This is a genomic window from Azospirillum melinis, assembly GCF_013340935.1.
In the GTDB taxonomy this organism is placed as follows: domain Bacteria; phylum Pseudomonadota; class Alphaproteobacteria; order Azospirillales; family Azospirillaceae; genus Azospirillum; species Azospirillum melinis.
In genome coordinates this window covers 1-25,207 of sequence record NZ_WHOS01000037.1, presented here as the reverse complement: position 1 = coordinate 25,207, position 25,207 = coordinate 1, and the positions used below count along the sequence as shown (strand labels likewise).

The following is a 25,207-nucleotide window of genomic DNA, read 5'->3' as shown; positions in this document are numbered from 1 at the left end:
CGGTCATGGCATTTCCTTCATCGGACCGGACGTGGATGTGATTGCGTCCCACTGATTGCGTCCCACTCGGGCGCGGGCGACGTCGCGGACCGGTCAGACCGGCAGCTGCAGCATCTTGCGCAGGCTTCTGTCGAAGGCGGCAGCCGGGACGAAGCGGCGCAGCATGCTGACCTGGCGCGCCAGTTTCCCGGCCGGGTAGCGCAGCTTCGGTTTGGACGCCACTGCGGCCTTCACGATGGTTTCGGCCACGATCTCCGGCGTGTCGCCCTTCCTGATCGCCTCGCCGACGGCCAGGGTCATGCCCTTCCGCGCGGACTCATAGGCATCGATCCATCGGTCCGGCCTGATGAGGTTTTCGTCGAACGACGTCCGCGTATAGGCCGGCTCGACGAGCGTGACCCGGATGCCGAGCGTGCGCAGCTCATGGTCGAGCGATTGGGAATAGCCTTCGACGGCGTGCTTCGTTGCCGAATAGAGCGCGAAATACGGGGCCGGGATGAACCCCTGCGCCGAGCTCAGATTGACGATCCTGCCCTTTTTCTGCCTGCGCATGATCGGCAGGACCGCGTTGGTCATGCGGATGACGCCGAACACGTTGACATCGAACAGCGCCTGGGCCTGCTGGAGCGTGGACTCCTCCGCACCGCCGAAGAGGCCGACGCCGGCATTGTTGACGAGGAGGTCGATCCGCCCGACCTCGGCCAGGACATCTTCGACGAGGGTCGCCACCGACGCATCGTCGGTCACGTCGCAGGTCAGCATGTCGACACCCTCCGGGCCTTCGGCGGCCGCATGGCGGCTGGTCCCGAACACGTCGAAGCCGGCGGCTTGCAGCGCCTTGGCCGCGGCAAATCCGATGCCGGACGATGCGCCCGTCACCAGGGCGACGGCACGATTGGTCTTGTCCATGGAGATGCTGTCCTCTTCTTGCGGGATGCGGCCTCGGCCGGATGTCGCGATGTCCGTCAGGCCGTTCCCTCTTGCGGTCAGGCCGCCGGATTTAGATTGCGTTCGACCTCTATATCCAATATAGATGTCGTACGCAATCTAATTTAACCGGGGGACGGGCATGAAGAAGAGACCCATGATCGTGCTGGGAAGCGTTGTGACGGCAGCGCTGGGCGCGGCCGCTTTCGTGACGCTGTCCATGCGCACGCAGGAAGCGTCGGCGGTGAGCGACCCCCGGCAGGACGCCCCGATTGTCCGGCTTGCCACGACGGTCCCGGTGGCCGGGTCCGACCGCGGCTTCACTGGAGTCGTCGGAGCGAGGGTGCAGAGCAATCTGGGATTCCGCGTCCCCGGCAAGATCGTCGAGCGCCTTGCGACGGTCGGCCAGCCGGTCAGGGCCGGCCAGCCATTGATGCGCATCGACGAGACCGACCTGCGCCTCGCCCTCACGGCGAAGCGCAACGCGGTCGCCGCGGCGCGTGCAACGGCCGTGCAGACCCAGGCGGACGAGCGGCGATACGCCAGCCTGGTCAACGACGGCTGGGCCACCCGGCAGCGTCATGAACAGGCGAAGGCCGCGCTGGACACCGCCAGGGCGCAGCTCGCCAGCGCCGAGGCGGATGCCCGGGTCGCCGAGAACGAGGCGACCTACTCGGTCCTGCTGGCCGACAGCGACGGGACGGTGGTCGAAACGCTGGGCGAGCCGGGACAGGTCGTCGCCGCCGGCCAGACCGTCGTCCGCATAGCCCAGGCCGGTCCCCGCGAGGCGGTGGTGGCGCTGCCGGAAACCATCCGGCCGCCGCTCGGTTCGCCGGCCGAGGCCAGCCTCTATGGCGCCGACGGGCAGCGCTACGGTGCGCGGCTGCGCCAGCTGTCTGACGCCGCCGATGCCCAGACCCGCACCTACGAGGCGCGCTACGTGCTCGATGGCGACGCCGCGGCGGCACCGCTCGGCGCGACGGTCACCATCAAGCTGGCGGGCCGGCTGACGAACCCGGCCGGCCAGACGGACACCATGCAGGTGCCGCTGGGAGCCGTGCTGGACGACGGCCGGAGGACCGGCGTCTGGACCCTGGACCGGGCCAGCTCGACGGTGCGCTTCCAGCCGGTCCGGCTGGTCCGGGTGAGCGGTGAGACCGCCGTGATCTCCGGGCTCGGCCTCGGCGATCCGGTGGTGTCGCTCGGCGCCCACCTCCTGCAGGACGGAACCCGTGTCAGGACCGCCTCCGAAAGCGGGGGCAAATGATGAGCCTCAATCTTTCCGCCATCGCCGTCCGCGAACGGTCCCTCACCCTGTTCTTCATCCTCCTGCTGGCGGCGGCGGGCGCCTTCGCCTTCGTCAAGCTCGGACGGGCGGAGGATCCCGCCTTCACCATCAAGACGCTGACGGTCACCGGCGTGTGGCCGGGCGCCACGGCCCGCGAGATGCAGGATCTCGTCGCCGAGCCGCTGGAGAAGCGCCTTCAGGAACTGAGCTGGTACGACCGGGTGGAGACGACCACGCGGCCCGGCTACGCCTATATGACCCTCACGCTGAAGGACAGCACGCCGCCGGCCCAGGTGCAGGAGGAGTTCTATCAGGCCCGCAAGAAGATCGGCGACGAGACGCGCAACCTGCCGCCCGGCGTGCTCGGCCCCTTCGTGAACGACGAATATTCCGACGTCAGCTTCGCACTCTATGCGCTGAAGGCCAAGGGCCTGCCGATGCGCGAGCTTGCCCGGCAGGCCGAGGCGATCCGCCAGGATCTGCTGCATGTGCCCGGCGTGAAGAAGGTCAACATCCTGGGTGAGCGTCCGGAGCGGATCTTCGTCGAGTTCTCCTATGCCAGGCTGGCGACGCTCGGCGTGTCGGCCCAGGACATCGTCGCCGCCCTGCAACGGCAGAACACGGTCACGCCGTCGGGCTCCATCGACACCCAGGGGCCGCAGGTCTTCATCCGGATCGACGGCGCCTATGACGGGGTGCAGGCGATTGCCGACACGCCCATCGTCGCCGCCGGACGGACGCTGAAGCTGTCGGACATCGCGGAGGTCCGCCGCGGCTACGAGGATCCGCCGACCTACGTCATCCGTCACCAGGGCGAGCCCACCGTCATGCTGGCGACCGTCATGCAGGAGGGCTGGGACGGGCTGGCGCTCGGCAGGGCGCTGGAGGACCGGGCGGCGGGCATCGCGCGGTCGCTGCCGCTCGGGATGACGCTCGACAAGGTGACCGATCAGGCCGTCAACATCACCTCGGCGGTCGACGAGTTCATGATCAAATTCGCCATGGCGCTGGGCGTGGTGCTGCTGGTCAGCCTGCTCAGCCTCGGCTGGCGCGTCGGCATCGTCGTGGCGGCGGCCGTCCCGCTGACGCTCGCCGTCGTCTTCCTCATCATGCTGGAGACCGGCCGCTTCTTCGACCGCATCACGCTCGGCGCGCTGATCCTGTCGCTCGGCCTGCTGGTGGACGACGCCATCATCGCCATCGAGGTGATGGTGGTGAAGATGGAGGAGGGCGTCGACCGCATCAAGGCGGCGGCCTATGCCTGGAGCCACACCGCGGCGCCGATGCTGTCCGGAACGCTGGTGACCATCGCCGGCTTCCTGCCGGTGGGGTTCGCGCGCTCGACCGCCGGCGAATATGCCGGCAACATCTTCTGGGTCGTCGGGTTCGCCCTCATCGTCTCCTGGATCGTCGCGGTGGTCTTCACGCCCTATCTGGGCGTCAGGATGCTGCCCTCCATCGAACAGGTCGCCGGCGGTCACGCGGCGATCTACGGCACCCCGAACTACCGGCGCCTGCGGCGGGTCATCGCCTTCGCGGTGCGCCACAAGGCCCTGACCTGCGGCATCGTCGGCCTCGCCTTCGTCGCCGCCATCGTCGGCATGGGCGGCGTCAAGCAGCAGTTCTTTCCGACCTCCGACCGTCCCGAGGTGCTGGTGGAGGTCCGCCTGCCGGAAGGCACCAGCATCGAGACCACGACCGCCACGGTCGGGAAGATCGAACGCTGGCTGGCCGATCAGCCGGAGGCGAAGATCGTCACCAGCTATGTCGGCCAGGGCGCTCCCCGCTTCTTCATCGCCATGGCGCCGGAACTGCCCGACCCCGCCTTTGCCAAGATCGTCGCGCTCACGCCGGACGCCGGGGCGCGCGAGGCCCTGAAGCACCGGCTGCGGCAGGCGGTGGCACAGGGGCTGGCGCCCGAAGCCAATGTCCGCGTGACCCAGATCGTGTTCGGCCCCTATACGCCCTTCCCGGTCGAATTCCGGGTGATGGGTCCGGACCCGTCGCAGCTCTACGGCATTTCCGAAAAGGCCCTCGCCATCATGCGGAGCGTTCCGGATGTGCGGCAGGCCAGCCGGGATTGGGGCAACCGCACGCCCGTGCTCCGCTTCACGCCCGACCAGGACCGCCTGAACCTCATTGGCCTCTCTCCGGCCGAAGTCGGCCAGCAGCTTCAGTTCCTGCTCACCGGGATCGCCGTCACCCAGGTCCGCGAGGACATCCGCAATGTTCCCATCGTGGCGCGCAGCGCCGGCGGCGAGCGGCTGGATCCGGCGCGTCTGGCCGATTTCTCGCTGACGAGCCGGAGCGGCCAGCAGATCCCGCTCGACCAGATCGGCCATGCCGAGATCCGCCTGGAAGAGCCGATCATGAAGCGCCGGGACCGGACATCGGTCATCACGATCCGCTCGGACTATGACGAGGCGACCCAGCCGCCGGAGGTTTCCAAGCAGATCATGGCGGCGCTTCAGCCGCTGATCGCCTCGCTTCCGCCCGGCTACCGCATCGAAATGGGCGGATCGATCGAGGAATCCGTCAAGGCCAACACGGCGCTGGGCAAGGTCTTTCCTGTCATGATCGCCGCCATGCTGGTCTTCGTCATGCTGCAGGTGCGGTCCTTCTCGACGATGGCGATGGTCCTGCTGACGGCACCGCTCGGCCTCGTCGGCGTCGTGCCCATGCTGCTCGCCTTCAACCAGCCCTTCGGCTTCAACGCCATCCTGGGCCTGATCGGTCTGGCCGGCATCCTGATGCGCAACACGCTGATCCTGACCGAACAGATCAAGGAGAACCGGGCCGCCGGCCTCGACGACTATCACGCCGTCATCGAGGCCACGGTGCAACGCACGCGGCCGGTGATCCTGACCGCCCTTGCCGCCGTGCTGGCCTTCATCCCCCTTACCCATTCCGTCTTCTGGGGGTCGATGGCCTACACGCTGATCGGCGGCACCGCGGTTGGCACCGTGCTGATCCTGCTCTTCCTCCCCGCACTCTATGCGGCATGGTTCCGCATCAGGCCGGCGGCCGTCGAGGAGGCGTCCAGCTCCCATGCCCGTCTCGGAGCGATCTGAAAGACGTTCGGGGCGGTTCTCCGAAACGGGGAACCGCCGCTTGACGGTCGGGGGCCGGGCTGTCCCGGGAGGCTTGCAAGGCCGGAACGGCGATGGCTGAATCGGTGATCGGCCAATTATTGGAAGGAGATGCGGATGGACGGGGCACAAGTCATGCCGGTGTCGCTGTCTCCGCCCACCGATCCGGCCATCCGCTGGGCCGGCCGCCTGCTCGCCATGGTGGGCGAGCTTCACAAGGTCGGGTACCAGCGCCTCAGGATCGCGCCCGGCATGGCCCCGTCCGGATGCCATTGGCGCTGCCACGTCACGCCGGCGGGCAATGTGGCCCCGAACGGATGGGAGCCGCTCGATTGGAGCCGGCAGGTCGCCAGCTACAGCACCGGCCAGAAGGACCGCTATTTCGGATGGGAGGATTCGGCGCAGGATTCCGCCCGCCATCTCGCCGCGAAGTTCGTCGAGCGGTTTCCCGGGATCGCCCGCGACGGCCAGGGTGCGGACTGGGCCTATGCCGGGTGGTATGTCGCCATGCTGGGGAGCGCCGAGCATGGCACCTTTCCGGTCTTCTTCGCCGATTACCCGGTCGAAATCGCCCGCGGCCGGCTGCCCCCGCCGCCTTGAAACCGCACTCGCGACATCCGACACGACATCCGGCGCGGCCGGTCACAGCGCGCTGGAGTCCGTCCCGGACCCGATGGCGACGGTCGCCGTCATCCCCGCCGCCAGTTCGACGCCGGGCGGCACCCGGTCGATGTGGATGCGCACCGGGATGCGCTGGGCGAGGCGGACCCAGCTGAAGGTGGGCTCGACGTTCGGCAGGCCGAGGTGGCCGGGCGTTCCGTTGCTGTCCTCGATGCCCCGGCCGATGCTCTCGACATGGCCGGACAGCGGTTCATCGAAGCCCATCAGCATGATCCGCGCCGGGCTGCCGACACGGATCCGCCGCAGCTTGGTTTCCTCGAAATAGCTGGTGATCCAGAAGCTGGTGGCGTCGAGGATGGCGATCTTCGTCACGCCGGCCGTGGCATAGTCGCCGGGCCGCAGCCGCAGATTGGTGACATACCCGTCGACCGGCGCCCGGATCGTCGCCCGCGCGAGGTTGAGCTTGGCGAGATCGAGCGCCGCCACCGCGCCGTCATAGGTCGCCGCCGCCTGTGCCGCGGCACCGGCCGTCTGCTGTACATCCTCCTGCGAGATGACCTCGCGGAGCTGGCTTCGCCGCCGCGCCGCCGCCTGCCGGACAAGCATGTCCTGGCGCCGGGCTTCGGCCTCGGCCTGTGCGGACGCCACCGCGAGCGAAAACCGTCTGGCGTCGATCGCATAGAGGACATCGCCCCGATGCACATACTGGTTGTCGGCGACGGAGACGGTGCCCACGGTCCCGGAGACCTCCGGCGCGATCTGGACCACCTCCGCGCTCACCCGGGCATCCCGCGTCCACGGTGTCTGCTCGTGACGGTTCCACACCTGCAACGCCACGACAGCGGCAGCCGTGCCGAAGCAAAGGGTCAGGGCATAGCGCCCGAGCAGGGACAGCACAGCTTTCATTGGAATGTTCCGCTGGAGGGCAGAGCCTGCAAAAGCAGGCCGTAGAGGAGGGCGAAGGTGGCGAGTTCGACGAGCGGCCGGCTGGCGGTCAGGCGGAAGAGCCCCGCAGCCGCGAAAAGACGGACCAGCGCGACGGTGCCGGCAAGCGCCGCCAGGGCAAGCACCAGCAGACCGGGGAGGAAGACGCCCCCGAGGTCGAGATCGAGGATCATGGGTCGTTCTCCCGGTCGTTCTCCCAAGTCACCGCACCGCCCGGACCGAGGGCGAACCGGAGGTCGATGAGCAGGTCGAGCAGCAGAGCGCGGTCGGCGATCCGCGCCATCAGCGCTTCGATGCGCCGGTGCAGAGCGATGGTATCGGAAGGTCCCGCCCGGTATCCGGGGCCGAAGCGCAGGGCAATCGCGGTGAGAAGCTCGTACCCGTCATAAGCGATCTCACCGTCACTGGCGCCGCCCTTGCCGTCGAGATGCCGGATCGCCCGATGAAACCGGCCGGCGGCGTGACCGACGCGCAGATGGTGCAGGGTGTCGTCGAGCACATCCGGGTAGGATGCCCCGGACAGCCGGAGCCTCGGCAGCAGCAGCGCCGTCCGGTCGATCATCAGGCTCGTCCAGAGCGCCTCGTCGGGTGCGCCGCCCAGGGCCCGCCGCCTGACATCCCGCCGGTTCAGCCGAAGCAGCCGGCCGATTGCCGCATCGACCGGGATGGTCTGGAACAGGCTCATGCTGACGACGGCAAATCCCGTTGCCGCGAACAGCGCGACGACGCTGTTGAGCGACCCGGCAAAGTCGCCGGCATAGCTGGCGCCCAGCCCCGACAGGATCGGGATCGTCAAAGTGATGCCGAGCGCCATGTAGGTCGTCGGCGGCCGGGCTTGCAGCGAGCCGGCGACCAGGAAGGCCGGTGCCAGCACCACGGCGAGACCGGCGAAATCCGTCACGCGGGGCAGGATGGCGAAGCTGTAGACCAGACTGACCGCCACCCCGACGACCGAGCCGGTCATGTATTTGACGACATTCGGCGCCGGCGTGTCGACGTTGCCGAACAGGGCACAGCAGACGCCGAGGATCGACACCGCCAGTCCGCCCTCCGGCCAGGCCGACCAGATCCAGAACGCACAGCCGATGACGATGCCGGCGACCGCGCCCAGCGCGCTCCAGGCGGCCATCCAGGGGTCGCGGTGATAGACATAGCCCGTCGCGCGCCCGGCGCGGCGGTGCGATGCGGCGTCCGGCAGCATGGTGGCGGCAATGGCGGTCCGGGCGCTGCTCCGTCCGACGATCCGTCCAAGCCGGTCGCACTCGTGAAGCAGGCCGATCATCTCGGCGAGGTGGCCGGCGAGGTTGGCCGCGAGCCTGTCGCCGGCCGTCGCCGCCTCCGCGGCGATGCGTGTCCGCAGCGTCCGGGCGCGGTCGATCAGCCGGATCCCGACGGCATCCCGCCCGGCCGCATCGGCAGCAGCGAGCCAACGCCCCGTCTCATCCAGCAGCGCGGCCAGCTCGTTGGCCAGTTCGTCGGGCAGGCCGCAGTCTCCGCTGCGCAGCGCATGGATGCGGTCCCCGACCTCCGTCGCGAGCGGAAGCAGCCGCGCAAGCCGGTCATGGATCAGGTGCAGCGTCTCGCGGCTCGGCGCCACCGGGACCGGATCGTAGGGCAGGTGACCGGCCAGCCCTTGCAGGGCGAGAAGATCGCCGGCGAGCCGGTCGCGGTCGCGGCGGATCTCCGACCCGGAGCTTCCGCGGAGCGCATCGCCCGCCAGCCGGCGGGCGTCCCGCAGCGTCGCCGACAGCTTGGCGGTGAACTGGCCGGTCATGCGCTTCGGCAGGACGAAGCGATGGACCAGGACGGCGCAGAGGATTCCGATGGAGATCTCCTGGACCCGCACCGACGCCGTATCGAAGATGGCGGCGGGATTGAACACGCCGGGAAAGCCGATCAGGCTGGCGGTGTAGCCGGACAGAACGAAGGCGTAGGCCCGCGCGGTGCGGTCGAGCAGCGAGAAATAGAGGCACAGGCCGATCCAGCCGGCGAGGACCACGCTGCAGACAAGCGGATCGTTCACGAAACAGGGGATGATCGCCACGGTCGCCGCCGCACCGACAATCGTGCCCGCGAAGCGGTAGACGCCGCGGCTGAGCGACGCGCCGGCCGAGTTCTGCGAAACGATGTAGACGGTGACGATGGCCCAGGAGGGTTTCGGCACCCCTGCGCGCAGCGCGATGTAATAGGCCAGCATCGCCGCGGCGAAGCTTTTCGCCGAGAAGAGCAGCGCGTCCGCATCCGTCCGCAGGAGCGCGATCCCGGTGGCCGTCAGGAGCCGGTTCGAAGGAGAGTGGGTTCTCATGCCCGCGAGTATCGGCGCGTTGCGCAATCAGATAAATTAGGTATCCTGTCAAAAAATCCCTTAATCATGCCAAAACCGACCATGCCAAATGCGATGTCCGGGTCACGGTCCGCCGTTTCCGTCTTCGACCCCGATCTTGCGGACCGGCCCGCCGTCGCACGCCTGCTCGACTTCGCGGAATACGAGGCGGAAGTGCCGGTGCATGTGCATCGGCGGGGACAGCTGATTCTGGCGCTGCATGGCGCCGTCACCTGCACCGCGGACGACGAGATCTGGATCGTGCCGCCCGATTGCGGCGTGTGGATTCCGGGCGGCATGCCGCACAGCGTCAGAACGACGGCGAATGCCCGGCTCAGCTACCTGTTCGTCGAGCCGGGAGCGGCAAACCTGCCCGAGGTCTGCTGCACCCTGTCGATCTCTCCGCTGGTGCGGGAACTGGTCAACCGGCTGACCGGCGAGGTTCTGGACTATCTGCCGGACAGCCATGCCGCCCGGCTTGCACGGGTGACGCTGGACGAACTGGCCGGAATGCCGCGCGAACACTTCAACCTGCCCATCTCCAACGATCCGAAGATCCGGGCGATTGCCGACGCCCTGACGCTCGAACCGTCCGACCGCAGCACCCTGGGGGACTGGGCCAGGCGCGTCGCGATGAGCGAGAGGTCGCTGGCCCGCCTGATGCTCCGCGAGACGGGCCTGACCTTCGGACGCTGGCGGCAGCAGTTGCACCTTGTCGTGGCGCTTCGCGAACTGGCCGGCGGGGCTGCGGTGCAGACAGTGGCGGACACGCTCGGCTACGAGTCGGTCAACGCCTTCATCACGATGTTCAAGAAGGCTCTGGGAAGCACGCCGGCACAATATTTCACCCAACGCAGGGCGAGGCTGTCGGAGTCACGGACAGGGAAGAGCAAGCCGGGTGCCGGGTAAGCGATGCCGCCTCACGGCCGGTTGACCTGCACGGCCAGCGCGACCGCCGCCTTGCCGGACAGCGGAACGTCGGCCGGCACCGCCACGGCCTCCGGTGCCGGGCCGCCTCCGCTCCGGCCGAGCCGCCCGGTCACCCGGAACGCCACCAGGACCGCCGCGATGCCGAACAGCACCGATCCCGCCGCCTGTCCGATCAGCACCCCCGGCGCCCCGCCCAGCCAGCCGCCGACCGCGACGAACGGCATGGTCCCCAGCGTCGCCCTGCCCCAGTTGAACCCGGTCGCCAGCAGGGGAAAGCCCAGATTGTTGAAGGCGGCGTTGCCGACGAACAGGAAGCCGACGAACAGGAACCCGCCGGCCACCGCGGTGCAGAACAGGCGGACCAGATCGGCCGACACGCCCTCGGCGGAAAAGGCGCTCACCACCAGATCGCGGGCAAGGAACAGGCCCAGCCAGACCGCCAGCACCCAGACGACGATCAGCGCCAGGCTGGCCCGCAGGGTCGCCCGCACCCGGTCGGGGCGGCCGGCACCCAGATTCTGCGCCAGGATCGGGCCGACTGCGCCGGTCAGGGCGAAGATGGTGCCGAAGGCGACCGGAACCATGCGGTCGACGATGGCGGCCCCGGCGATTGCCGCATCGCCAAAACGCGCCATGCTGGTGGTGACATAAACGCCGGCGACCGGGGTGGCGAGATTGGTGAGGACCGCCGGGCCGGCGATGCCGGCCAGGGTCCCGGCATCCTTCAGCAGGCCGGTCCAGCCCGGGGCGGCGAGCAGCCGGTGAACCCGCGCCACGCCGTGCCAGCCGACGGCGGCGAGCAGGCAGCGCGACAGCACGACCGTCACCGCCGCACCGGTCAGGTCCAGCCGCAGGCCGAAGATCAGGAGCGGGTTCAGCGCCGCGGTGAACAGCGCCGCATAGAGCGTGACGGTCATGGCGCGGCGCGCATCGCCCTGCGCCCGCAGCATCGCCGAACAGCCCATGCCGAGGCCGAGCAGCGGCAGGGTCGGCGACAGGATGGTCAGATAGCCGACGGCAAGATCCCTGGTGGCTCCCCTGGCGCCCAGCAGATCCATCGCCGGTCCCAGCAGCGGCAGGGTCAGCAGGCCGACCGCTGCGGCGACCAGTGCGGTGAGAATCAGGCTGGAGCCCGCCAGCCTCGCCGCCTCCGCGCGCCGGCCGCCGCCGATGGCGCGTGCGACCAGCGCTCCGGCGCCGATCGACAGCCCGATGCACAGCGACGATTGCAGGAACAGGACGGTGCCGGCGAAGCCCACCGCCGCCGCCAGCTCCCGTTCGCCCAGCAGTGAAATGTAGAACAGGTTCAGCAGATCGACAGCGAACACCGCGATCAGCCCGACCGAGCCGGTGGCGGTCATCACCATCACATGGCGCATCGGCGAACCGGTGGTGAAGCGGCCTGCGGCGGTTTCGGCCATTGCAGCGGTCTCCTCTTGGGCGGCCCTGGGATGGCGACCTCTGGGGTCAGAGATTGGTTCGCCGCCTTTCCCATCAAGTCGTCCCTGGCCACGCTGCCGCAAGCGGAGACCGCCGGCGCACCGCCTTGTCTAGCGCAGCGGGGTGCGGAACAGCCTCCCCCGGCCCTCCAGCACATCCGTGACGCCGGCAAGGCGCAGGCTGTGCCACGCCAGCGCATGGTTGCTCGAGGTGACCAGCTTGCCGGTGCGTGCCTCCAAGGCTTCGACCGCCTCGGCGACACGCAGGCTGGTGCAGGAAACGAACACGGCGTCCACCTCCGGGTGGGCGGCGGCCTGCGCCACCGCCGTGGCGATGGCGGCAGGGGCGATGCGCGCCGCGATGGTATCGTCGGGTTCGTCGAAGATCGCCAGCACCGGCACCTCGTAACCGGCCTTCACGAAGTAATCGCGCATCGCTTCGCCGACGCGGCGCTGGTAGGGCGCAACGAGACCGATGCGCCGCGCGCCGAGGGAGCCGAGCGCGGCATCCACCGCCTCGACCGGCGTGGTGGTGGCGATGCCCGGCCGCGCCTCGCGGATGCGCTCGCGGACACGCTCGGGACCGATCACCATGCTGCCCGACGTGCAGCCGAAGGCGACGACATCCAACTCCAGCCCGGGCAGGATCAGCCGGGTCGTCGGTGCGATGTCCTGCTCCATCCGCGCCAGCGTTTCCGGCGCGATCTCCTTGTCGTTCCACAGGCGCGCATTGTAGACGGCAACCCCCGGCTCCCCGAGCAGGAAGCGCCATTCATGCTCGATGGTCTGGTCGGTGGCGAGCACCAGAAGCCCGATGGCAGCGCGGGCGGCGAGGCCGCCATCGGTGGCGAAGGGAAGCACCAGGGTGGCGGCCGGGGAACCGGCGCCATCCTCGGCGACGGTGACGTTGGTATCCATGTCGGGGGTTCTCCCAGTATCGCGGAGGAGTGGCGCGGGCGCGGACGCACCGGCACGGCTGTGACGCCGCCCGCGCGCCTGTCAGTGGACGGCCTGCATGCCGTCGAGCGGGATGGCCGGGGTGCGGCCGGCGATCAGGTCGGCGGTGATGCGGGCCGACCCGCAGGACATGGTCCAGCCCATGTGGCCGTGTCCGGTGTTGAGGAACAGGTTGCGCTGGCGCCCGCGACCGAAGATCGGCGTTCCCTCCGGCGTCATCGGCCGCAAGCCCGCCCAATAGCTGGGCCGGCTGTAGTCGGCCGCATCCGGGAACAGATCGCGCGCCGCCGCCAGCATGGCCTGGAAGTCGGCCGGGCTGTGGCGCTTGTCGTAGCCGGCGAAATCGGCGGTCGCGGTGATGCGCAGCCGGTCGCCCATCGGCGCGTAGGCGACGAGATTCTCTTCGTCCACCCCGCCGATGCGCGGCGTGTTGTTGCGCCCGGCCACCGGCACGGTGACCGAATAGCCCTTGATCGGGTAGATCGGCAGCGACAGGCCGAGCGGCTTCGCCAGTGCCGCACTCTGGCAGCCCATTGCCAGCACATAGGCGTCGGCAGTCAGCGTGCCCTTGTCGGTGACCAGCCCGGTCACCTCGCCGGCGGCGGTCTCGACGCCGCGGATCGTCGTGCCGTAGAGGAAGCGGACGCCCCGTTCCGCGCACCAGTCCGCGAGGTTGCGGGTGAACAGCCGGGCGTCGCCGCTCTCGTCGGACGGGGCGTAGATGCCGCCGACGATGCGGTCCTTGGTGGCCGACAGCGCCGGGTCGATGGCGGCGGCGCGGTCGCGGTCGACCACCTCCAGCGGCAGGCCGTTGTCGGTCAGGATCCTCATCTTGGCGACACCGGCGTCGAAGGCCGCCGGGCTGCGGTAGAGATAGAGCAGCCCGCCCTTGGCGCCGTCGAAGGCGACCCCGGTGTCCTCGACCACCCGATGCAGCATGTCCTGCGAATAAAGGCTGAGCCGCACCTTGCGGGCGGTGTTGACCGCCACCCGGTCCGACCGGCAGTTGCCGAGGAACTTCAGCGACCAGGCCCACAGCGCCGGATCCAGCCGCAGCCGGAAGCGCAATGCCTGATCGTTGCGCCACAGCGATTTCAGCAGGATCTTCGGAGCCTTCGGCGACGCCCAGGTATAGGCGTGCCCCGGCGCCACCAGCCCCGCATTGGCGAAGCTGGTCTCGTCGGCGGCGCCGTCATGCCGCTCGACGACGGTGACTTCGTGTCCATCCTTGAGAAGGCAGTAGGCCGTCGTCACGCCGACGACCCCGCTGCCCATCACGATGACCTTCATGAACGCCTCCTTGGCATGAACGCCTCCCTGGCCTGAGCGCCTCCCTGGCCGGAGCGGTCACAGCGCCGCGGTCACCTGGATTTCCACGGTGAATTGCGGGGCGGCGAGCCTGGCCTCGACGCAGGCGCGCACCGGCGTGTTGCCCGGCGCCACCCAGGCGTCCCACACCCCGTTCATCTCGGCGAAGCCGGCGATGTCGGCGAGCCAGATGGTGGCGGTCAGCAGCTTCGTTTTGTCGGTGCCGGCGGCAGCCAGCAGCTCGTCGATCCTGCCGAGGATGTCGGTGGTCTGCTCGGCCACCGGGGCGCCCGGCGCCCGCAGCGCCACCACGCCCGCCGTGTAGACCAGACCGCCGCAGACGACGGCCTGGCTCATGCGCGGGCCGACCTCGATACGCTGGATGCTCATGATTCTCTCCCGGAAAACCGGCGGGCCGGGAGGCGGCACCGCCTTCCATTCGCACGATACGCAACTGTATACAGAATAGTCCACACAATTTTATTCCTTGCTGCACCGCCCAAAAATCGGGCCCGATTCCTGTGCAACTGCACAAATGTTCGCCCCATGAACAAAGTCGTTGACGCCATGTCAAAAGCGGCGATACGCTTAAGTGTATACAGATTGTCATTCAGATTAACATTCACCGTCAGGGAGATGTGCGATGGCAAGGATGAACGGCCCCACCCGCGGCCCGACCCACGGCCCGGCCAAGGGCATGACCGGACGCATAACGCGGCGTTCGGCGGGGGTCGCGCTGCTGGGCGCGGCGGCGCTGGCGATGCTGGGCAGCGGTGCGGCGCGGGCACAGGACACGGTGACGCTCGGCGCGGTCCTGCCGCTGAGCGGGGCCAGCGCCACCATCGGCGAGGACCAGCGCCGCGGCATCGAACTGGCGGTGGAGAAGGTCAATGCCGACGGCGGCGTGCTCGGCCGCAAGCTGGCGGTGGCGGTCGAGGATTCCGGTGGCCGGGCGCAGAGCGCCATCGACGCGGCGCGCAAGCTGGTGTCGGTGTCGAAGACCCCGGTGGTGATCGGCGAATATTCCTCGGGCAACACCATCCCGGTCGGCCAGTATCTCCAGCGCGAGGGGATCGTCCACATCAACCCCGGTTCCTCCTCGCCGGCGATCAAGACCATCGGCGACCGCTCCTTCAGCACCATCGGGCTGGACGACGTCGCCGGGAAATTCACCGCCCAGGCGGTCTACGGGATGGGCCACCGCAAGGCGGTCTTCCTCGCCCCCAACAACGCCTACGGCCAGGGCGTCTATGCCGAGACCAAGGCGGCCTTCGAGGCGCTGGGCGGCCAGATTGTCGCCAACCTGCTCTTCACCGAGGGGCAGTCGAACTACCGGCGCGAATTGCAGCGCATCGCCGCCGCCAAGCCCGACGTCATCATCTATTCCGGCTACGGCCAGGAGGCGGCGACGATCAACCGCGAAGCCTTCGAGCTCGGCCTGTCGAAGACCCCCTGGTTCGGCATCTACCTGTCGATGTGCACCGCCGATTCCCGGCCGGAGACGGTCGAGGGCCAGATGGGCATGGAGGTCAACTATGTCGGCCCCGACGGCGCCTGGTACCGCGACGCCTACAAGAAGAAGTTCGGCAAGGAGTTCGCCACCACCTTCAGCGGCTACACCTACGATGCGGTGATGATGGCCGCCGCCGCGATCAACAAGGCCGGCAGCGCCGAACCCGCCAGGATCCGCGAGGCGCTCGCCGCGCTCGGCGACTATGCCGGGGCCACCGGGCCCATCGCCTTCGACGCCCAGGGCCAGCGCAAGACCCAGCCCTACATCGTCGTCTCCTACAAAGGCGGCGAGCTGAAGACGGCCGCCAAGTAGCCGCCGCCCCAGATCGGACCTCCCGCACGCGAAGGGTTCCCCGGCCGCCCGGCCGGGGCCCCTGCCCCGCCCGACCGGAGACATGTCCTGTGATCCAGATATTGATCGACACCCTGATCCGGACGAGCGACCTCGCCCTGATCGCGCTCGGCCTCAACCTGTCCTACGGCGTCAGCCGCTTCCCCAACGTCGCCCATGTCGAAATGGCCCCGCTGGGTGCGGCGGTGGCACTGGCCGTGGCCGCCCTGTTTCCCGGCGGCGGGCTGGTCGGCGCCGCCATCGCCGGGGCGCTCGCCGCCGGGCTGGCGGCGATGCTGCTGCACCGCTTCGCCTTCGAACGGCTCGCCGGAGTCGGTCCGGCCAGCGCGCTGATCGGCTCGCTCGCCATCGCCATGATGCTGCGCGCCGGCCTGCAGGCGGTCTTCGGCACCCGGCCGCAGCAGTTCGACACGCCGCTGACCCCGCCGCACGATCTGTGGGGCGCCATCCTGTCCGATCTGCAGATCGCCGCCATCGCCATCACCGCCGTCTGCCTGGTCGGCTTCTTCGCGATGCTGCGACTGACGCCGCTCGGGCGCTCGATCCGCGCCATCGCCGCCAACCCGGCGCTGGCCACCGCGTCGGGCATCGACGCCCGCCGCGTCACGCTGGTCACCGTCTTCCTCGGCGGCACGCTGGCCGGCATCGGCGGCATTCTGCTGGCGCTGGTCACCCAGCTCGACATCGGCATGGGGCAGATGCTGCTGCTGCCGGTCTTCGCCGCCGCCATCGTCGGCGGGCTCGGCAGCCTGCCGGGTGCTGTGATCGGCGCCTTCGCCATCGCGCTCGCCGAGACGCTGGTGATGCGCATCGATTTCGGCCTGCTCGCCGCCGACGGGCCGCGCTACCTGCCGCTCGGCTACCTGACCGGCATCGGCTTCGCGCTCATCGTCATGACCCTCGTGTACCGCCCGGAAGGGCTGCTGAGCCGGGGAGGACGCCGTGCTTGAGTTCTGCCTGCATGTGCTGATCATGTCGGCGATCTTCGGGATCGCCGCAGTCAGCCTCAACCTCCAGGCCGGCACCAGCGGCCTGCTGAATTTCGGCCAGATCGCGCTGTTCGGCATCGGCGCCTACGCGGTCGCCATCCTGACCCGCGCCGGGCTGCCCTGGCCGGCCGCCCTGCCCGCCGGCATGGCTGCGGCGGCACTCGGCGGCTTCGCCATCGGCCGTCTCGGCCGCGACCTCGCCGCCGAATACTGGGCGCTGGCGACGCTGGCGGTCGCCGAGCTGGTGCGGCTGGTCGCCCTCAACGAGGATTGGCTGACCGGCGGTCCGCAGGGCATCGGCGGCATCGGCGGACTGTTCCCCGGTCTCGACGGCATGGCGCGCGCGCTTGCCACCCTGGCGCTGGCGGCTCTGCTGCTGCTCGGCACCGCGCTTGTGGCGCGGCGGCTCGGGGAAACCCAGTTCGGCCGCGTGCTGCGGCTGATGCGGGAGAATCCCGACCTTGCCACCGCGCTCGGCCACGACATCGTCACCTGCAAGGTGAAGGTTCTGGCCATCGGCGGGGCGATGGCCGGGCTGGCCGGCGGGCTCTACACCCTCTACCTCGCCTTCATCGGGCCGGACCAGCTGCTGCCCTTCGAGACCTTCCTGATCTGGACGATGGTGGTGCTCGGCGGGCTGGGCAACGTGGCGGGGGCGGTGGTCGGCGCCCTGCTGGTCACCACGCTCTATGCCGGCATTCCCTTCCTGAAGGATGTCGTCGCCCTTCCGTCCGACCTGACCGGCAGCCTGCGCGTCTTTGCCATCGGCTCGATCGTGCTGGCCGTCCTGATGCTGAAACCCCAGGGGCTGGTCCCCGAACGGCTGCGGAGGCACCATGCTCAGCGCCCATGACGTCACCCGCAGCTTCGGCGGGCTGACCGCGGTCAGCCATGTCAGCCTGGAAATCGGGCCCCGCGAGATCGTCGGTCTGGTCGGCCCCAACGGCTCCGGCAAGACCACCCTGCTCAACCTGCTGAGCGGCTTCCTCGCCCCGACCAGCGGCGAGATCCGCTTCGACGGCACCGCGGTCCGCGCGCGGCGCGCCTGGCAGCCGAGCCGGCTCGGCCTGCGCCGCACCTTCCAGCTTCCCAAGCTGCCGGCCCGCATGTCGGTGCTGGAGGTGATGCTGGCCGGCGGACGGCTGCCGGCCGGCACCTCGCCCTGGCGCTCGCTGCTGATGCCGGGCAGGGTGCGGCGCGAGGAGGCGGCCTTCATCGGCAAGGCGATGGGGCTGCTGGCCGAGGTCGACCTCGCCGGCCTTGCCGACCACCCGGCCGGCGGCCTGTCGGGCGGCCAGCAGAAGCTGCTCGGGCTGGCGGTGGCGCTGATGGACGACCCGGCGGTGCTGCTGCTCGACGAGCCGACGGCCGGCGTCAACCCGTCGCTGCGCCGGCGCATGGCCGATCATCTGCGCCGCATCCGCGAGGGCGGCACAGCACTGGTCATCGTCGAGCACGACATGGGCTTCATCGGCGACCTGTGCGACCGCTGCCTCGCGCTGGACAAGGGGGCGGTGATCGCCAATTGCCGCCCCGACGAGCTGAGCGGCAACCAGCAGGTGGTCGAAGCCTATCTCGGCCGCCGCCGGCCCGGCGTCCCGCTGCGGGTCGTTGCCGGTGGACCGGCCGGCGCCAAAGCCAGTGGAGCCAGAGCATGACGCTTTCCGTGCACGAGGTGCGCGCCGGCTACGTGCCGGACGCCGACATCCTGAACAGCCTGTCCATCACGGTGCAGCCGGGGGAGATCGTCACCATCCTCGGTCCCAACGGGTCGGGAAAATCGACCTTGCTGAAGACCGTCGTCGGCCAGCTCCGCCCGCGCGCCGGCCGGGTGGTCGCCGACGGCCGCGACCTCGCCGGCATCCCGGTGCACCGGCGGATCCGCGACTGCGGCGTCGCCTATGTGCCGCAACTCGACAACATCTTCGGGCCGCTGACCATCCGCGAGAACCTGGAGCTGGGCGGCCAGTTCGTCGCGCCGGCCGCCCGCAGGGCCCGGCTCGAACAGCTGCTGGAGCATTACCCGAACCTCGGCCGCAAGGCCGGGGCGCGGGCCGACAGCCTGTCGGGCGGCGAGCGGCAGATGCTGGCGCTGGCCCGTGCGCTGATGCCGGGGCCGCGCCACCTGCTGCTCGACGAGCCGTCGGCCGGCCTGTCGCCGCTGATGATGGACGAGCTGTTCGCCCACATCCGCCGCATCCGCGACCGCGAGGGCGTCTCTGTCCTGATGGTCGAGCAGAACGCGGCGGAATCGCTGGAGGTCTCCGACCGCGCCTATGTGCTGGTGATGGGGCGGGTCCACCGCGAGGGCACCGCCCGCGAGATCCTGGAGGACGAAACGGTCGGCCAGCTCTATCTGGGAGCCGGCCCGGCGCATTGACCTTCCCCGTCCCGCCCAATCGGTCGCAGTTGTGTATACTGGCCTGCATATTCCACCGGTGCTATGGTCCCGCGCGACGCGCCGCAACGGTGCGTCGCCGGAAACTCCACCACCGGAACCCGGCATCGGCATTCGGGTGTTGTCCCACCGGCACCGCAGGAAGCACATAGGACGATCATGGCGGGAACCCCGCGCAAGAAGACCATCAAGGCGGCTCCCGCGCCGCGCGCCGCCGACAGCGTCAACCGCGTCTATGCCGCGATCCAGCGCATGGCGGTGAATTTCGAATTCCGGCCGGAACAGCGGATCAACGAGGTGGAGCTGGCCGCCACCCTGGGCGTCAGCCGGACGCCGGTGCGCGAGGCGCTGAACCGGCTGGTGATCGAAGGACTGATCACGCTGGTGCCCAACAAGGGCTTCTACTGCCGCCCCTTCGACGCCGAGCAGATCATCGGCCTGTTCGAGGTGCGGGCGTCGCTGGAACGGCTGAGCGTCGAACTCGCCGCCGAGCGCGCCAGCGACGTCCGCATCGCCGAACTGATGGATTTCTGGAACGGCGTGCGGGCGAACCGCGCGGCGATGGACGCCGAGGAGCTGACCAGCCGCGACGAGGAGTTCCACATCCGCATCGCCGCGATGGGCGGCAATCCCGAACTGGTCCGCATGCTGGAGAGCATCAACGCGCGGATCCGCTTCGTCCGCCGCATCGAGATTGAGAACCCGCTGCGCCGCACCACCACCTTCGACGAGCATCTGGCGATTGCCGAAGCGTTGAAGGCGCGCGACCGCGACCGCGCCGTGGCCTGCATGTCGGACCATATCGGCATCAGCGTGGCCGACGCGGTGTCCGCCATGAAGGAAGGGCTTGCGCGCATCTACATGGGCCGCATGGCCAGCTGAGCCGGCCCGGACAGCGGCAAAAGCCGCTGCGGCACCCCTTCTCCGGAACCGGCCCCAGAACCGGCGTTGACCCTCTCGACAAAGTGTGTACACTTCAGAACACACAATGACACCGAGGGAGGACGCACATGCCGGACGGCGTGGTGATGACGGGCGCGGTGACCCTGGACGACAAGTATCTGGCCGAACACGGCCGCGTGTTCCTGAACGGCACGCAGGCCCTGGTGCGGATGGCGCTGCTCCAGAAACGGCGCGACCGCGCCGCCGGCCTGCGCACCGCCGGACTGGTGAGCGGCTACCGCGGCTCGCCGCTCGGCACCATCGACATGGAGATGGGCCGGGCGCGGAGCTTCCTGGACGCCCACGACATCCGCTTCGTTCCCGGCGTCAACGAGGATCTGGCCGCCACCGCGCTCTGGGGCAGCCAGCAGATCCATCTGCAGGACAAGCCGGACTGGGACGGCGTCTTCGGCCTGTGGTACGGCAAGGGGCCGGGGGTGGACCGCACCGGCGACGCCTTCCGCCACGCCAACCTTGCCGGTTCGGCCGGGCGGGGCGGCGTGCTTGTGCTGGCCGGCGACGACCACACCTGCAAATCCTCGACGACCTCGCACCAGAGCGAATATGCGCTGGTCGATGCGATGATGCCGATCCTGAGCCCGTCCGGCATCCCGGAGATGATCGAATACGGGCTGCATGGCTGGGCGCTGTCGCGCCTGTCAGGCTGCTGGACCGCCATGAAGGTGACGGCCGACCTGACCGACCGCAGCGTCTCGATGACCCTCGACCCGGCCCTCCCCGTCATCCGGGACCCCGCCGACCTCGTCCTGCCGCCCGGCGGCCTCAACATCCGCTGGCCGGACAGCCCGCAGGAGCAGGAGGCCCGCCTGCACCTGCACAAGATCCCGGCGGCGCTGGCCTATGTCCGCGCCAACGGCCTGAATCGCGTGGCGCTGGGCAGCGGCGGCGGCGGGGCGCGCTTCGGCATCGTCACCGCCGGCAAGGCCTATCTCGACGTCCGGCAGGCCCTGGCGGAACTCGGCATCGACGAGGACCGGGCGGCGGCACTCGGCATCGCCGTCTTCAAGGTGGCGGTGCCCTGGCCGCTGGAACCGGACAGCCTGCGCAGCTTCGCCGCCGGCCTCGACGAGATCCTGGTGGTGGAGGAAAAGCGGCCGCTGATCGAGGGCCAGATCAAGGACATCCTCTACGGCCTGCCGGCGGACCGGCGCCCGCGCGTCACCGGCAAGCATGACGAGTCCGGGGTCCCCCTGCTGCGTTCCCACGACGAGCTGTCGGTCGCCGAAATCGCCACGGCCATCGCACGGCGCCTCGCCCGCTGCGGCGTGGAGGTGGACGCCGACGCGCTCGGCCGCCTTGAAAACAACACTGCCCCCGGCCCCCGCCCCGGTGGCCCGGTTGCCAAGCGCACGCCCTATTTCTGTTCCGGCTGCCCGCACAACAGCTCGACCAAGGTGCCGGAGGGCTCGCGGGCCCATGCCGGGATCGGCTGCCACTGGATGTCGCAGGCGATGGATCGTGACACCGCGACCTACACCCATATGGGGGCGGAAGGCGCCAACTGGGTCGGGCTGGCTCCCTTCGTGCCGACCCGCCACATCTTCCAGAACATCGGCGACGGCACCTATTTCCATTCCGGTCTGCTCGCCATCCGCGCGGCGGTCGCCGGCGGGGTGAACATCACCTACAAGATCCTGTTCAACGACGCCGTCGCCATGACCGGCGGCCAGTCCCACGACGGTCAGCTAACCCCGCAGGCCATCGCCTGGCAGGTGCGCGCCGAGGGGGTGCAGCGCATCGCCTTGGTCAGCGACGAGCCGGAGAAGTACGGCCTGTCCTCCGGCCTGCCGCCCTATGTCACCATCCACCACCGCGACGATCTCGACGCCGTGCAGCGCGAGTTCCGCGAGGTGCCGGGCGTGTCGGCGCTGATCTACGACCAGACCTGCGCCGCCGAGAAGCGCCGCCGCCGCAAGCGCGGCAAGCTGCCCGATCCCGGCCGCCGCGTCGTCATCAACGAGCGGGTCTGCGAGGGCTGCGGCGACTGCTCGACCCAGTCGAACTGCCTGTCGGTGGTGCCGGTCGACACCGAGTTCGGGACGAAACGGACGATCGACCAGTCCTCCTGCAACAAGGACTTCTCCTGCCTGAGCGGCTTCTGCCCGTCCTTCGTGACGGTGGAGGGCGGCACGCTGCGCAAGGCGCGCCCGGCCGCCGCCCCGACGCCCGATGCCGACACCGCTCCCCTGCCCGACCCGGTGGCACCGCCGCTGGATCGACCCTACCGCCTTCTCGTCACCGGGGTCGGCGGCACCGGGGTGGTGACCATCGGCGCGATCCTCGGCATGGCCGCGCATCTGGAGGGGCTGGCCTGCTCCATCCTCGACCAGACCGGCATGGCGCAGAAGGGCGGTGCGGTGATGTCGCACATCGTCCTGGCGCATCGGACCGACCAAATCCATGCCGCCCGCATCGCCCCCGGCGGCGCCGATGCCGTGCTCGGCTGCGATCTGCTGGTCGCGGCCGGCGAGGACGGGCTGAGCCGCATGCAGGCCGGCCGTACCCGCGCGGTGCTCAACCGGCATGAGACCGTCACCGGCGCCTTCACCCGCAACCCGGAGGAGCGGCTGTCGTTGCCGCTGCTGGTTCGCCGGGTCGCCGACGCCTGCGGCGGCCCGGCGGCGGTCGATGCGCTGGACGCCACCGCCATCGCCACTGCGCTGTTCGGCGACGCGATCATGGCGAACCTCTTCCTGCTCGGCTACGCGTGGCAGAAAGGGCTGGTTCCGCTGTCCGCCGCCGCCATCGACAAGGCCATCGTCCTCAACGGCAGCGGGGTTGCCAGCAACCGGTCGGCATTCGCCTGGGGACGGCGCGCGGCTGCCGATCCCGGCGCGCTCGCGGCGGCGCACCCGGCCAAGCCTTCAAGCGTGGCCGCTCCGCCACCCGACGATCTCGACGGGCTGATCGCCCGGCGCGTCGAACAGCTGACCGCCTACCAGAACGCGGCTTATGCCGAGCGCTACCGCCTGCTGGTCGACCGGGTCCACCGGGCCGAGACGGCGGCGGTGCCGGGCAGCAGCCGGCTGACCGCGGCGGTGGCACGGTCCTTCTACAAGGCGATGGCCTACAAGGACGAGTACGAGGTCGCCCGCCTCTATACCGACGGCGCCTTCCTCGCCCAGCTGGCCGGGCAGTTCGAGGCCGGCTTCCGCCTGCGCTTCCATCTGGCTCCGCCCCTGCTTGCGGGTCGCGACGCGCGGACAGGCCATTTGAAGAAGAGTGCCTATGGCCCCTGGATGCTGACCATGTTCAAGGTGCTGGCGAGGCTCAAAGGACTGCGCGGAACGCCGTTCGATCCGTTCGGGCGCACCGCGGAGCGCCGGGCGGAACGCCGGCTGATCGGGGATTACGAACGGGCCATCACGGAAATGCTGGCCGGCCTCACCCCGGAAAAGCTGGATTTGGCCGTGCGGATCGCCGGCGTCCCGGACCGGATCCGCGGCTATGGCCATGTGAAGGACAAGGCCATGGCCCAGGCGGAGGCGGATTTGCGCGACTGGCCGGCGCAGTTCCGCTCCACGACGCCGCAGCGTCTGGCGGCGGAGTGAGCGGCTGAACGGAGGCGTCAGCTCTTGGCGATCTCGCCCAGCACATCCTTGGCGAGGCTGCGGATATGTCGCTCCATGGCGGCCCTGGCCTCCGCCGGGTCGCCGCTCTCCAGCGCGGCGATGACGTCGAGATGCTCGTCGCAGTCGGGACGGATGCGCGACGGCAGGCCGGACAGCTCGAACAGGCGCGTCGTCACCCGCAGGTCGCGGATGATCTGCGCCAGCACAGCGTTGCCGGACGCCTCGGCGATCAGGGTGTGCAACTCCTCGTCGGCGGCCCAATGATCCTCGAAGCGGATCTTGGGCTCGTCGCGCAGCCGCAGCATCTCGGCCTTCATCGCCTGCAAGCGGACCGGATCGACCCTGGAGGCGGCGGCGGCGATGGCCTCCCCCTCCAGGATCTCGCGCAGGCGCATGCTCTGGAAATATTCGCGGTTGGAGACCTCGCGCACCCGGTAGGGGCGGTTGAACTCCTTGCGGATCAGCCCTTCGCTCGCCAGCCGCACCAGCGCCTCGCGGATCGGCGTGCGCGAGATGCTGAGCGCGGTGGCCAGCCGGTCTTCGACGATCACCTCGCCGCTGGGGATGCGGCGGTCGAGGATCATCTCCAGGATGGTGCGGTAGGCCATGCTCGCCAGATTCACGCCGGCCAAATTTGCACCGGCCAGATTCGCACCTGCTGCGGCCGGCGTCGCGGCTTTGGAATCGTCCATGTCCATGCTCATACCAAGTCCTGCCACCTGACGCTGATCTTCCCCTAACAAAGCAGACGAACCGTTGTCCTGCAAAGGTTCTGATCGGCCTGACCGTGGGGATAGGGGGCGGCGGCTCATCCGGGCCGGGATCAGTGCTGCAAAATCTTGGCGAGGAACTGGGCGGCGCGCTCCGAGCGCTGGGTCTCGAAGAACTCGATCTTGGTGCAGTCCTCGATGATGCTGCCATGGTCCATGAAGATCACCCGGTGGGCGACCTTGCGGGCGAATCCCATCTCGTGGGTGACGCAGATCATCGTCATGCCCTCGTTCGCCAGCTCGACCATCACGTCGAGCACCTCGTTGATCATCTCCGGGTCGAGCGCCGAGGTCGGCTCGTCGAACAGGATGGCGATGGGGTCCATCGCCAGGGCGCGGGCGATGGCGACGCGCTGCTGCTGGCCGCCGGACAGCTGGCCGGGGAACTTGTGCGCCTGGGTCGCCAGCCCGACCCGCGCCAGCAACGCCTCGCCCTTCGCCTCGGCCTCCGCGGTCTGGCGGCCCAGCACCTTGCGCTGCGACAGGGTCAGGTTCTGCATGATGGTCAGGTGGGGGAACAGCTCAAAGTTCTGGAACACCATGCCGACGCGGGCGCGCAGCGCCGACATCTTCGTGCCCGGCGCGCCGACGTCCATGCCGTCCACCTCGATGCGGCCCGACTGGAAAGGCTCCAGCCCGTTGACGCACTTGATCAGCGTCGATTTGCCCGACCCGGATGGGCCGCAGACCACCACCACCTCGCCTTTCCGCACGGTGGTCGTGCAGTCCTTCAGGACCTGGAAGGTGCCGTAGCTCTTGCTGACATTCTCGATGGCGATCATGGGGGGATTCTCTTGGCGATGGGGGCGTTGGGCGGATGAGGG

The 25,207-nt window shown here is 69.4% G+C and carries 21 protein-coding genes; 11 read left to right on the top strand and 10 right to left on the bottom strand.

What is annotated here, in order from left to right; all coding sequences use genetic code 11:
* Window positions 1-93: 93 nt before the first annotated feature.
* On the bottom strand, window positions 94-909 hold the full coding sequence (locus GBZ48_RS23635) for an oxidoreductase (RefSeq protein ID WP_174473253.1): 816 nt from the start codon (window positions 907-909) through the stop codon (window positions 94-96).
* 160 nt (window positions 910-1,069) lie between these two features.
* Between GBZ48_RS23635 and GBZ48_RS23630 the strand changes: the two genes are divergently transcribed.
* From GBZ48_RS23630 to GBZ48_RS23620, 3 genes are all read left to right on the top strand, one after another.
* Window positions 1,070-2,194, top strand: coding sequence for an efflux RND transporter periplasmic adaptor subunit (locus GBZ48_RS23630; RefSeq protein ID WP_174473252.1), 1,125 nt, complete (start codon window positions 1,070-1,072; stop codon window positions 2,192-2,194).
* Window positions 2,194-5,286: an efflux RND transporter permease subunit gene (locus tag GBZ48_RS23625; protein ID WP_174473251.1), complete on the top strand. Its 3,093-nt coding sequence runs from the start codon at window positions 2,194-2,196 to the stop codon at window positions 5,284-5,286. The genes GBZ48_RS23630 and GBZ48_RS23625 overlap by 1 nt, the downstream gene beginning before the upstream one ends.
* A gap of 135 nt (window positions 5,287-5,421) precedes the next feature.
* Entirely contained in the window at window positions 5,422-5,904 is a 483-nt protein-coding gene (locus GBZ48_RS23620) for a hypothetical protein (RefSeq protein ID WP_174473250.1), read from the top strand.
* 42 nt (window positions 5,905-5,946) lie between these two features.
* Here GBZ48_RS23620 and GBZ48_RS23615 read toward each other — a convergent pair whose 3' ends face one another.
* The 3 genes from GBZ48_RS23615 to GBZ48_RS23605 are packed head-to-tail and all read right to left on the bottom strand — an operon-like array spanning window position 5,947 to window position 9,175.
* A complete protein-coding gene (locus tag GBZ48_RS23615) occupies window positions 5,947-6,831 on the bottom strand; it encodes an efflux RND transporter periplasmic adaptor subunit (RefSeq protein WP_174473249.1) in 885 nt (294 codons plus the stop codon).
* The gene (locus GBZ48_RS23610) at window positions 6,828-7,043 is read right to left on the bottom strand and encodes a DUF1656 domain-containing protein (RefSeq protein ID WP_174473248.1); all 216 of its coding nucleotides are present in this window, start codon (window positions 7,041-7,043) and stop codon (window positions 6,828-6,830) included. Before GBZ48_RS23610 ends, GBZ48_RS23615 begins: the two co-directional genes overlap by 4 nt.
* A complete protein-coding gene (locus GBZ48_RS23605; protein ID WP_174473247.1) occupies window positions 7,040-9,175 on the bottom strand; it encodes an FUSC family protein in 2,136 nt (711 codons plus the stop codon). Before GBZ48_RS23605 ends, GBZ48_RS23610 begins: the two co-directional genes overlap by 4 nt.
* Before the next feature lie 93 nt (window positions 9,176-9,268).
* Between GBZ48_RS23605 and GBZ48_RS23600 the strand changes: the two genes are divergently transcribed.
* Complete coding sequence (locus tag GBZ48_RS23600; RefSeq protein WP_174473246.1) at window positions 9,269-10,102, top strand: AraC family transcriptional regulator; 834 nt, start codon at window positions 9,269-9,271, stop codon at window positions 10,100-10,102.
* A gap of 11 nt (window positions 10,103-10,113) precedes the next feature.
* On the opposite strand, the gene GBZ48_RS23595 is transcribed toward GBZ48_RS23600, so the two are convergent.
* From GBZ48_RS23595 to GBZ48_RS23580, 4 genes are all read right to left on the bottom strand, one after another.
* Window positions 10,114-11,544 carry an MATE family efflux transporter gene (locus GBZ48_RS23595; protein WP_174473245.1) on the bottom strand — a complete coding sequence of 477 codons (1,431 nt, stop codon included), beginning with the start codon at window positions 11,542-11,544 and terminating at the stop codon, window positions 10,114-10,116.
* 129 nt (window positions 11,545-11,673) lie between these two features.
* Window positions 11,674-12,480 carry a maleate cis-trans isomerase family protein gene (locus GBZ48_RS23590; RefSeq protein WP_174473244.1) on the bottom strand — a complete coding sequence of 269 codons (807 nt, stop codon included), beginning with the start codon at window positions 12,478-12,480 and terminating at the stop codon, window positions 11,674-11,676.
* An 81-nt stretch (window positions 12,481-12,561) separates the two neighbouring features.
* Window positions 12,562-13,809, bottom strand: a complete 1,248-nt coding sequence (locus GBZ48_RS23585) for a D-amino acid dehydrogenase (protein ID WP_174473243.1) — start codon at window positions 13,807-13,809, stop codon at window positions 12,562-12,564.
* 57 nt (window positions 13,810-13,866) lie between these two features.
* Window positions 13,867-14,217 carry a RidA family protein gene (locus GBZ48_RS23580; protein WP_174473242.1) on the bottom strand — a complete coding sequence of 117 codons (351 nt, stop codon included), beginning with the start codon at window positions 14,215-14,217 and terminating at the stop codon, window positions 13,867-13,869.
* 253 nt (window positions 14,218-14,470) lie between these two features.
* Between GBZ48_RS23580 and GBZ48_RS23575 the strand changes: the two genes are divergently transcribed.
* The 7 genes from GBZ48_RS23575 to GBZ48_RS23545 all read left to right on the top strand — a co-directional run bounded on the left by GBZ48_RS23575 (window position 14,471) and on the right by GBZ48_RS23545 (window position 23,592).
* The gene (locus tag GBZ48_RS23575; protein WP_209798288.1) at window positions 14,471-15,652 is read left to right on the top strand and encodes an ABC transporter substrate-binding protein; all 1,182 of its coding nucleotides are present in this window, start codon (window positions 14,471-14,473) and stop codon (window positions 15,650-15,652) included.
* 89 nt (window positions 15,653-15,741) lie between these two features.
* The gene (locus tag GBZ48_RS23570; protein ID WP_174473241.1) at window positions 15,742-16,641 is read left to right on the top strand and encodes an ABC transporter permease subunit; all 900 of its coding nucleotides are present in this window, start codon (window positions 15,742-15,744) and stop codon (window positions 16,639-16,641) included.
* Window positions 16,634-17,533, top strand: a complete 900-nt coding sequence (locus tag GBZ48_RS23565) for a branched-chain amino acid ABC transporter permease (protein ID WP_209798287.1) — start codon at window positions 16,634-16,636, stop codon at window positions 17,531-17,533. The genes GBZ48_RS23570 and GBZ48_RS23565 overlap by 8 nt, the downstream gene beginning before the upstream one ends.
* The gene (locus GBZ48_RS23560; RefSeq protein ID WP_174473240.1) at window positions 17,517-18,338 is read left to right on the top strand and encodes an ABC transporter ATP-binding protein; all 822 of its coding nucleotides are present in this window, start codon (window positions 17,517-17,519) and stop codon (window positions 18,336-18,338) included. The genes GBZ48_RS23565 and GBZ48_RS23560 overlap by 17 nt, the downstream gene beginning before the upstream one ends.
* Complete coding sequence (locus GBZ48_RS23555; RefSeq protein WP_174473239.1) at window positions 18,335-19,060, top strand: ABC transporter ATP-binding protein; 726 nt, start codon at window positions 18,335-18,337, stop codon at window positions 19,058-19,060. The genes GBZ48_RS23560 and GBZ48_RS23555 overlap by 4 nt, the downstream gene beginning before the upstream one ends.
* A gap of 177 nt (window positions 19,061-19,237) precedes the next feature.
* A complete protein-coding gene (locus tag GBZ48_RS23550; RefSeq protein WP_174473238.1) occupies window positions 19,238-19,960 on the top strand; it encodes a GntR family transcriptional regulator in 723 nt (240 codons plus the stop codon).
* A gap of 128 nt (window positions 19,961-20,088) precedes the next feature.
* Window positions 20,089-23,592: an indolepyruvate ferredoxin oxidoreductase family protein gene (locus tag GBZ48_RS23545; protein WP_174473237.1), complete on the top strand. Its 3,504-nt coding sequence runs from the start codon at window positions 20,089-20,091 to the stop codon at window positions 23,590-23,592.
* Between the two features lie 17 nt (window positions 23,593-23,609).
* On the opposite strand, the gene GBZ48_RS23540 is transcribed toward GBZ48_RS23545, so the two are convergent.
* Both GBZ48_RS23540 and GBZ48_RS23535 read right to left on the bottom strand, forming a co-directional pair.
* Window positions 23,610-24,305 carry a GntR family transcriptional regulator gene (locus GBZ48_RS23540; RefSeq protein ID WP_246307416.1) on the bottom strand — a complete coding sequence of 232 codons (696 nt, stop codon included), beginning with the start codon at window positions 24,303-24,305 and terminating at the stop codon, window positions 23,610-23,612.
* 131 nt (window positions 24,306-24,436) lie between these two features.
* The gene (locus GBZ48_RS23535; protein WP_174473235.1) at window positions 24,437-25,165 is read right to left on the bottom strand and encodes an amino acid ABC transporter ATP-binding protein; all 729 of its coding nucleotides are present in this window, start codon (window positions 25,163-25,165) and stop codon (window positions 24,437-24,439) included.
* Window positions 25,166-25,207 lie beyond the last annotated feature (42 nt).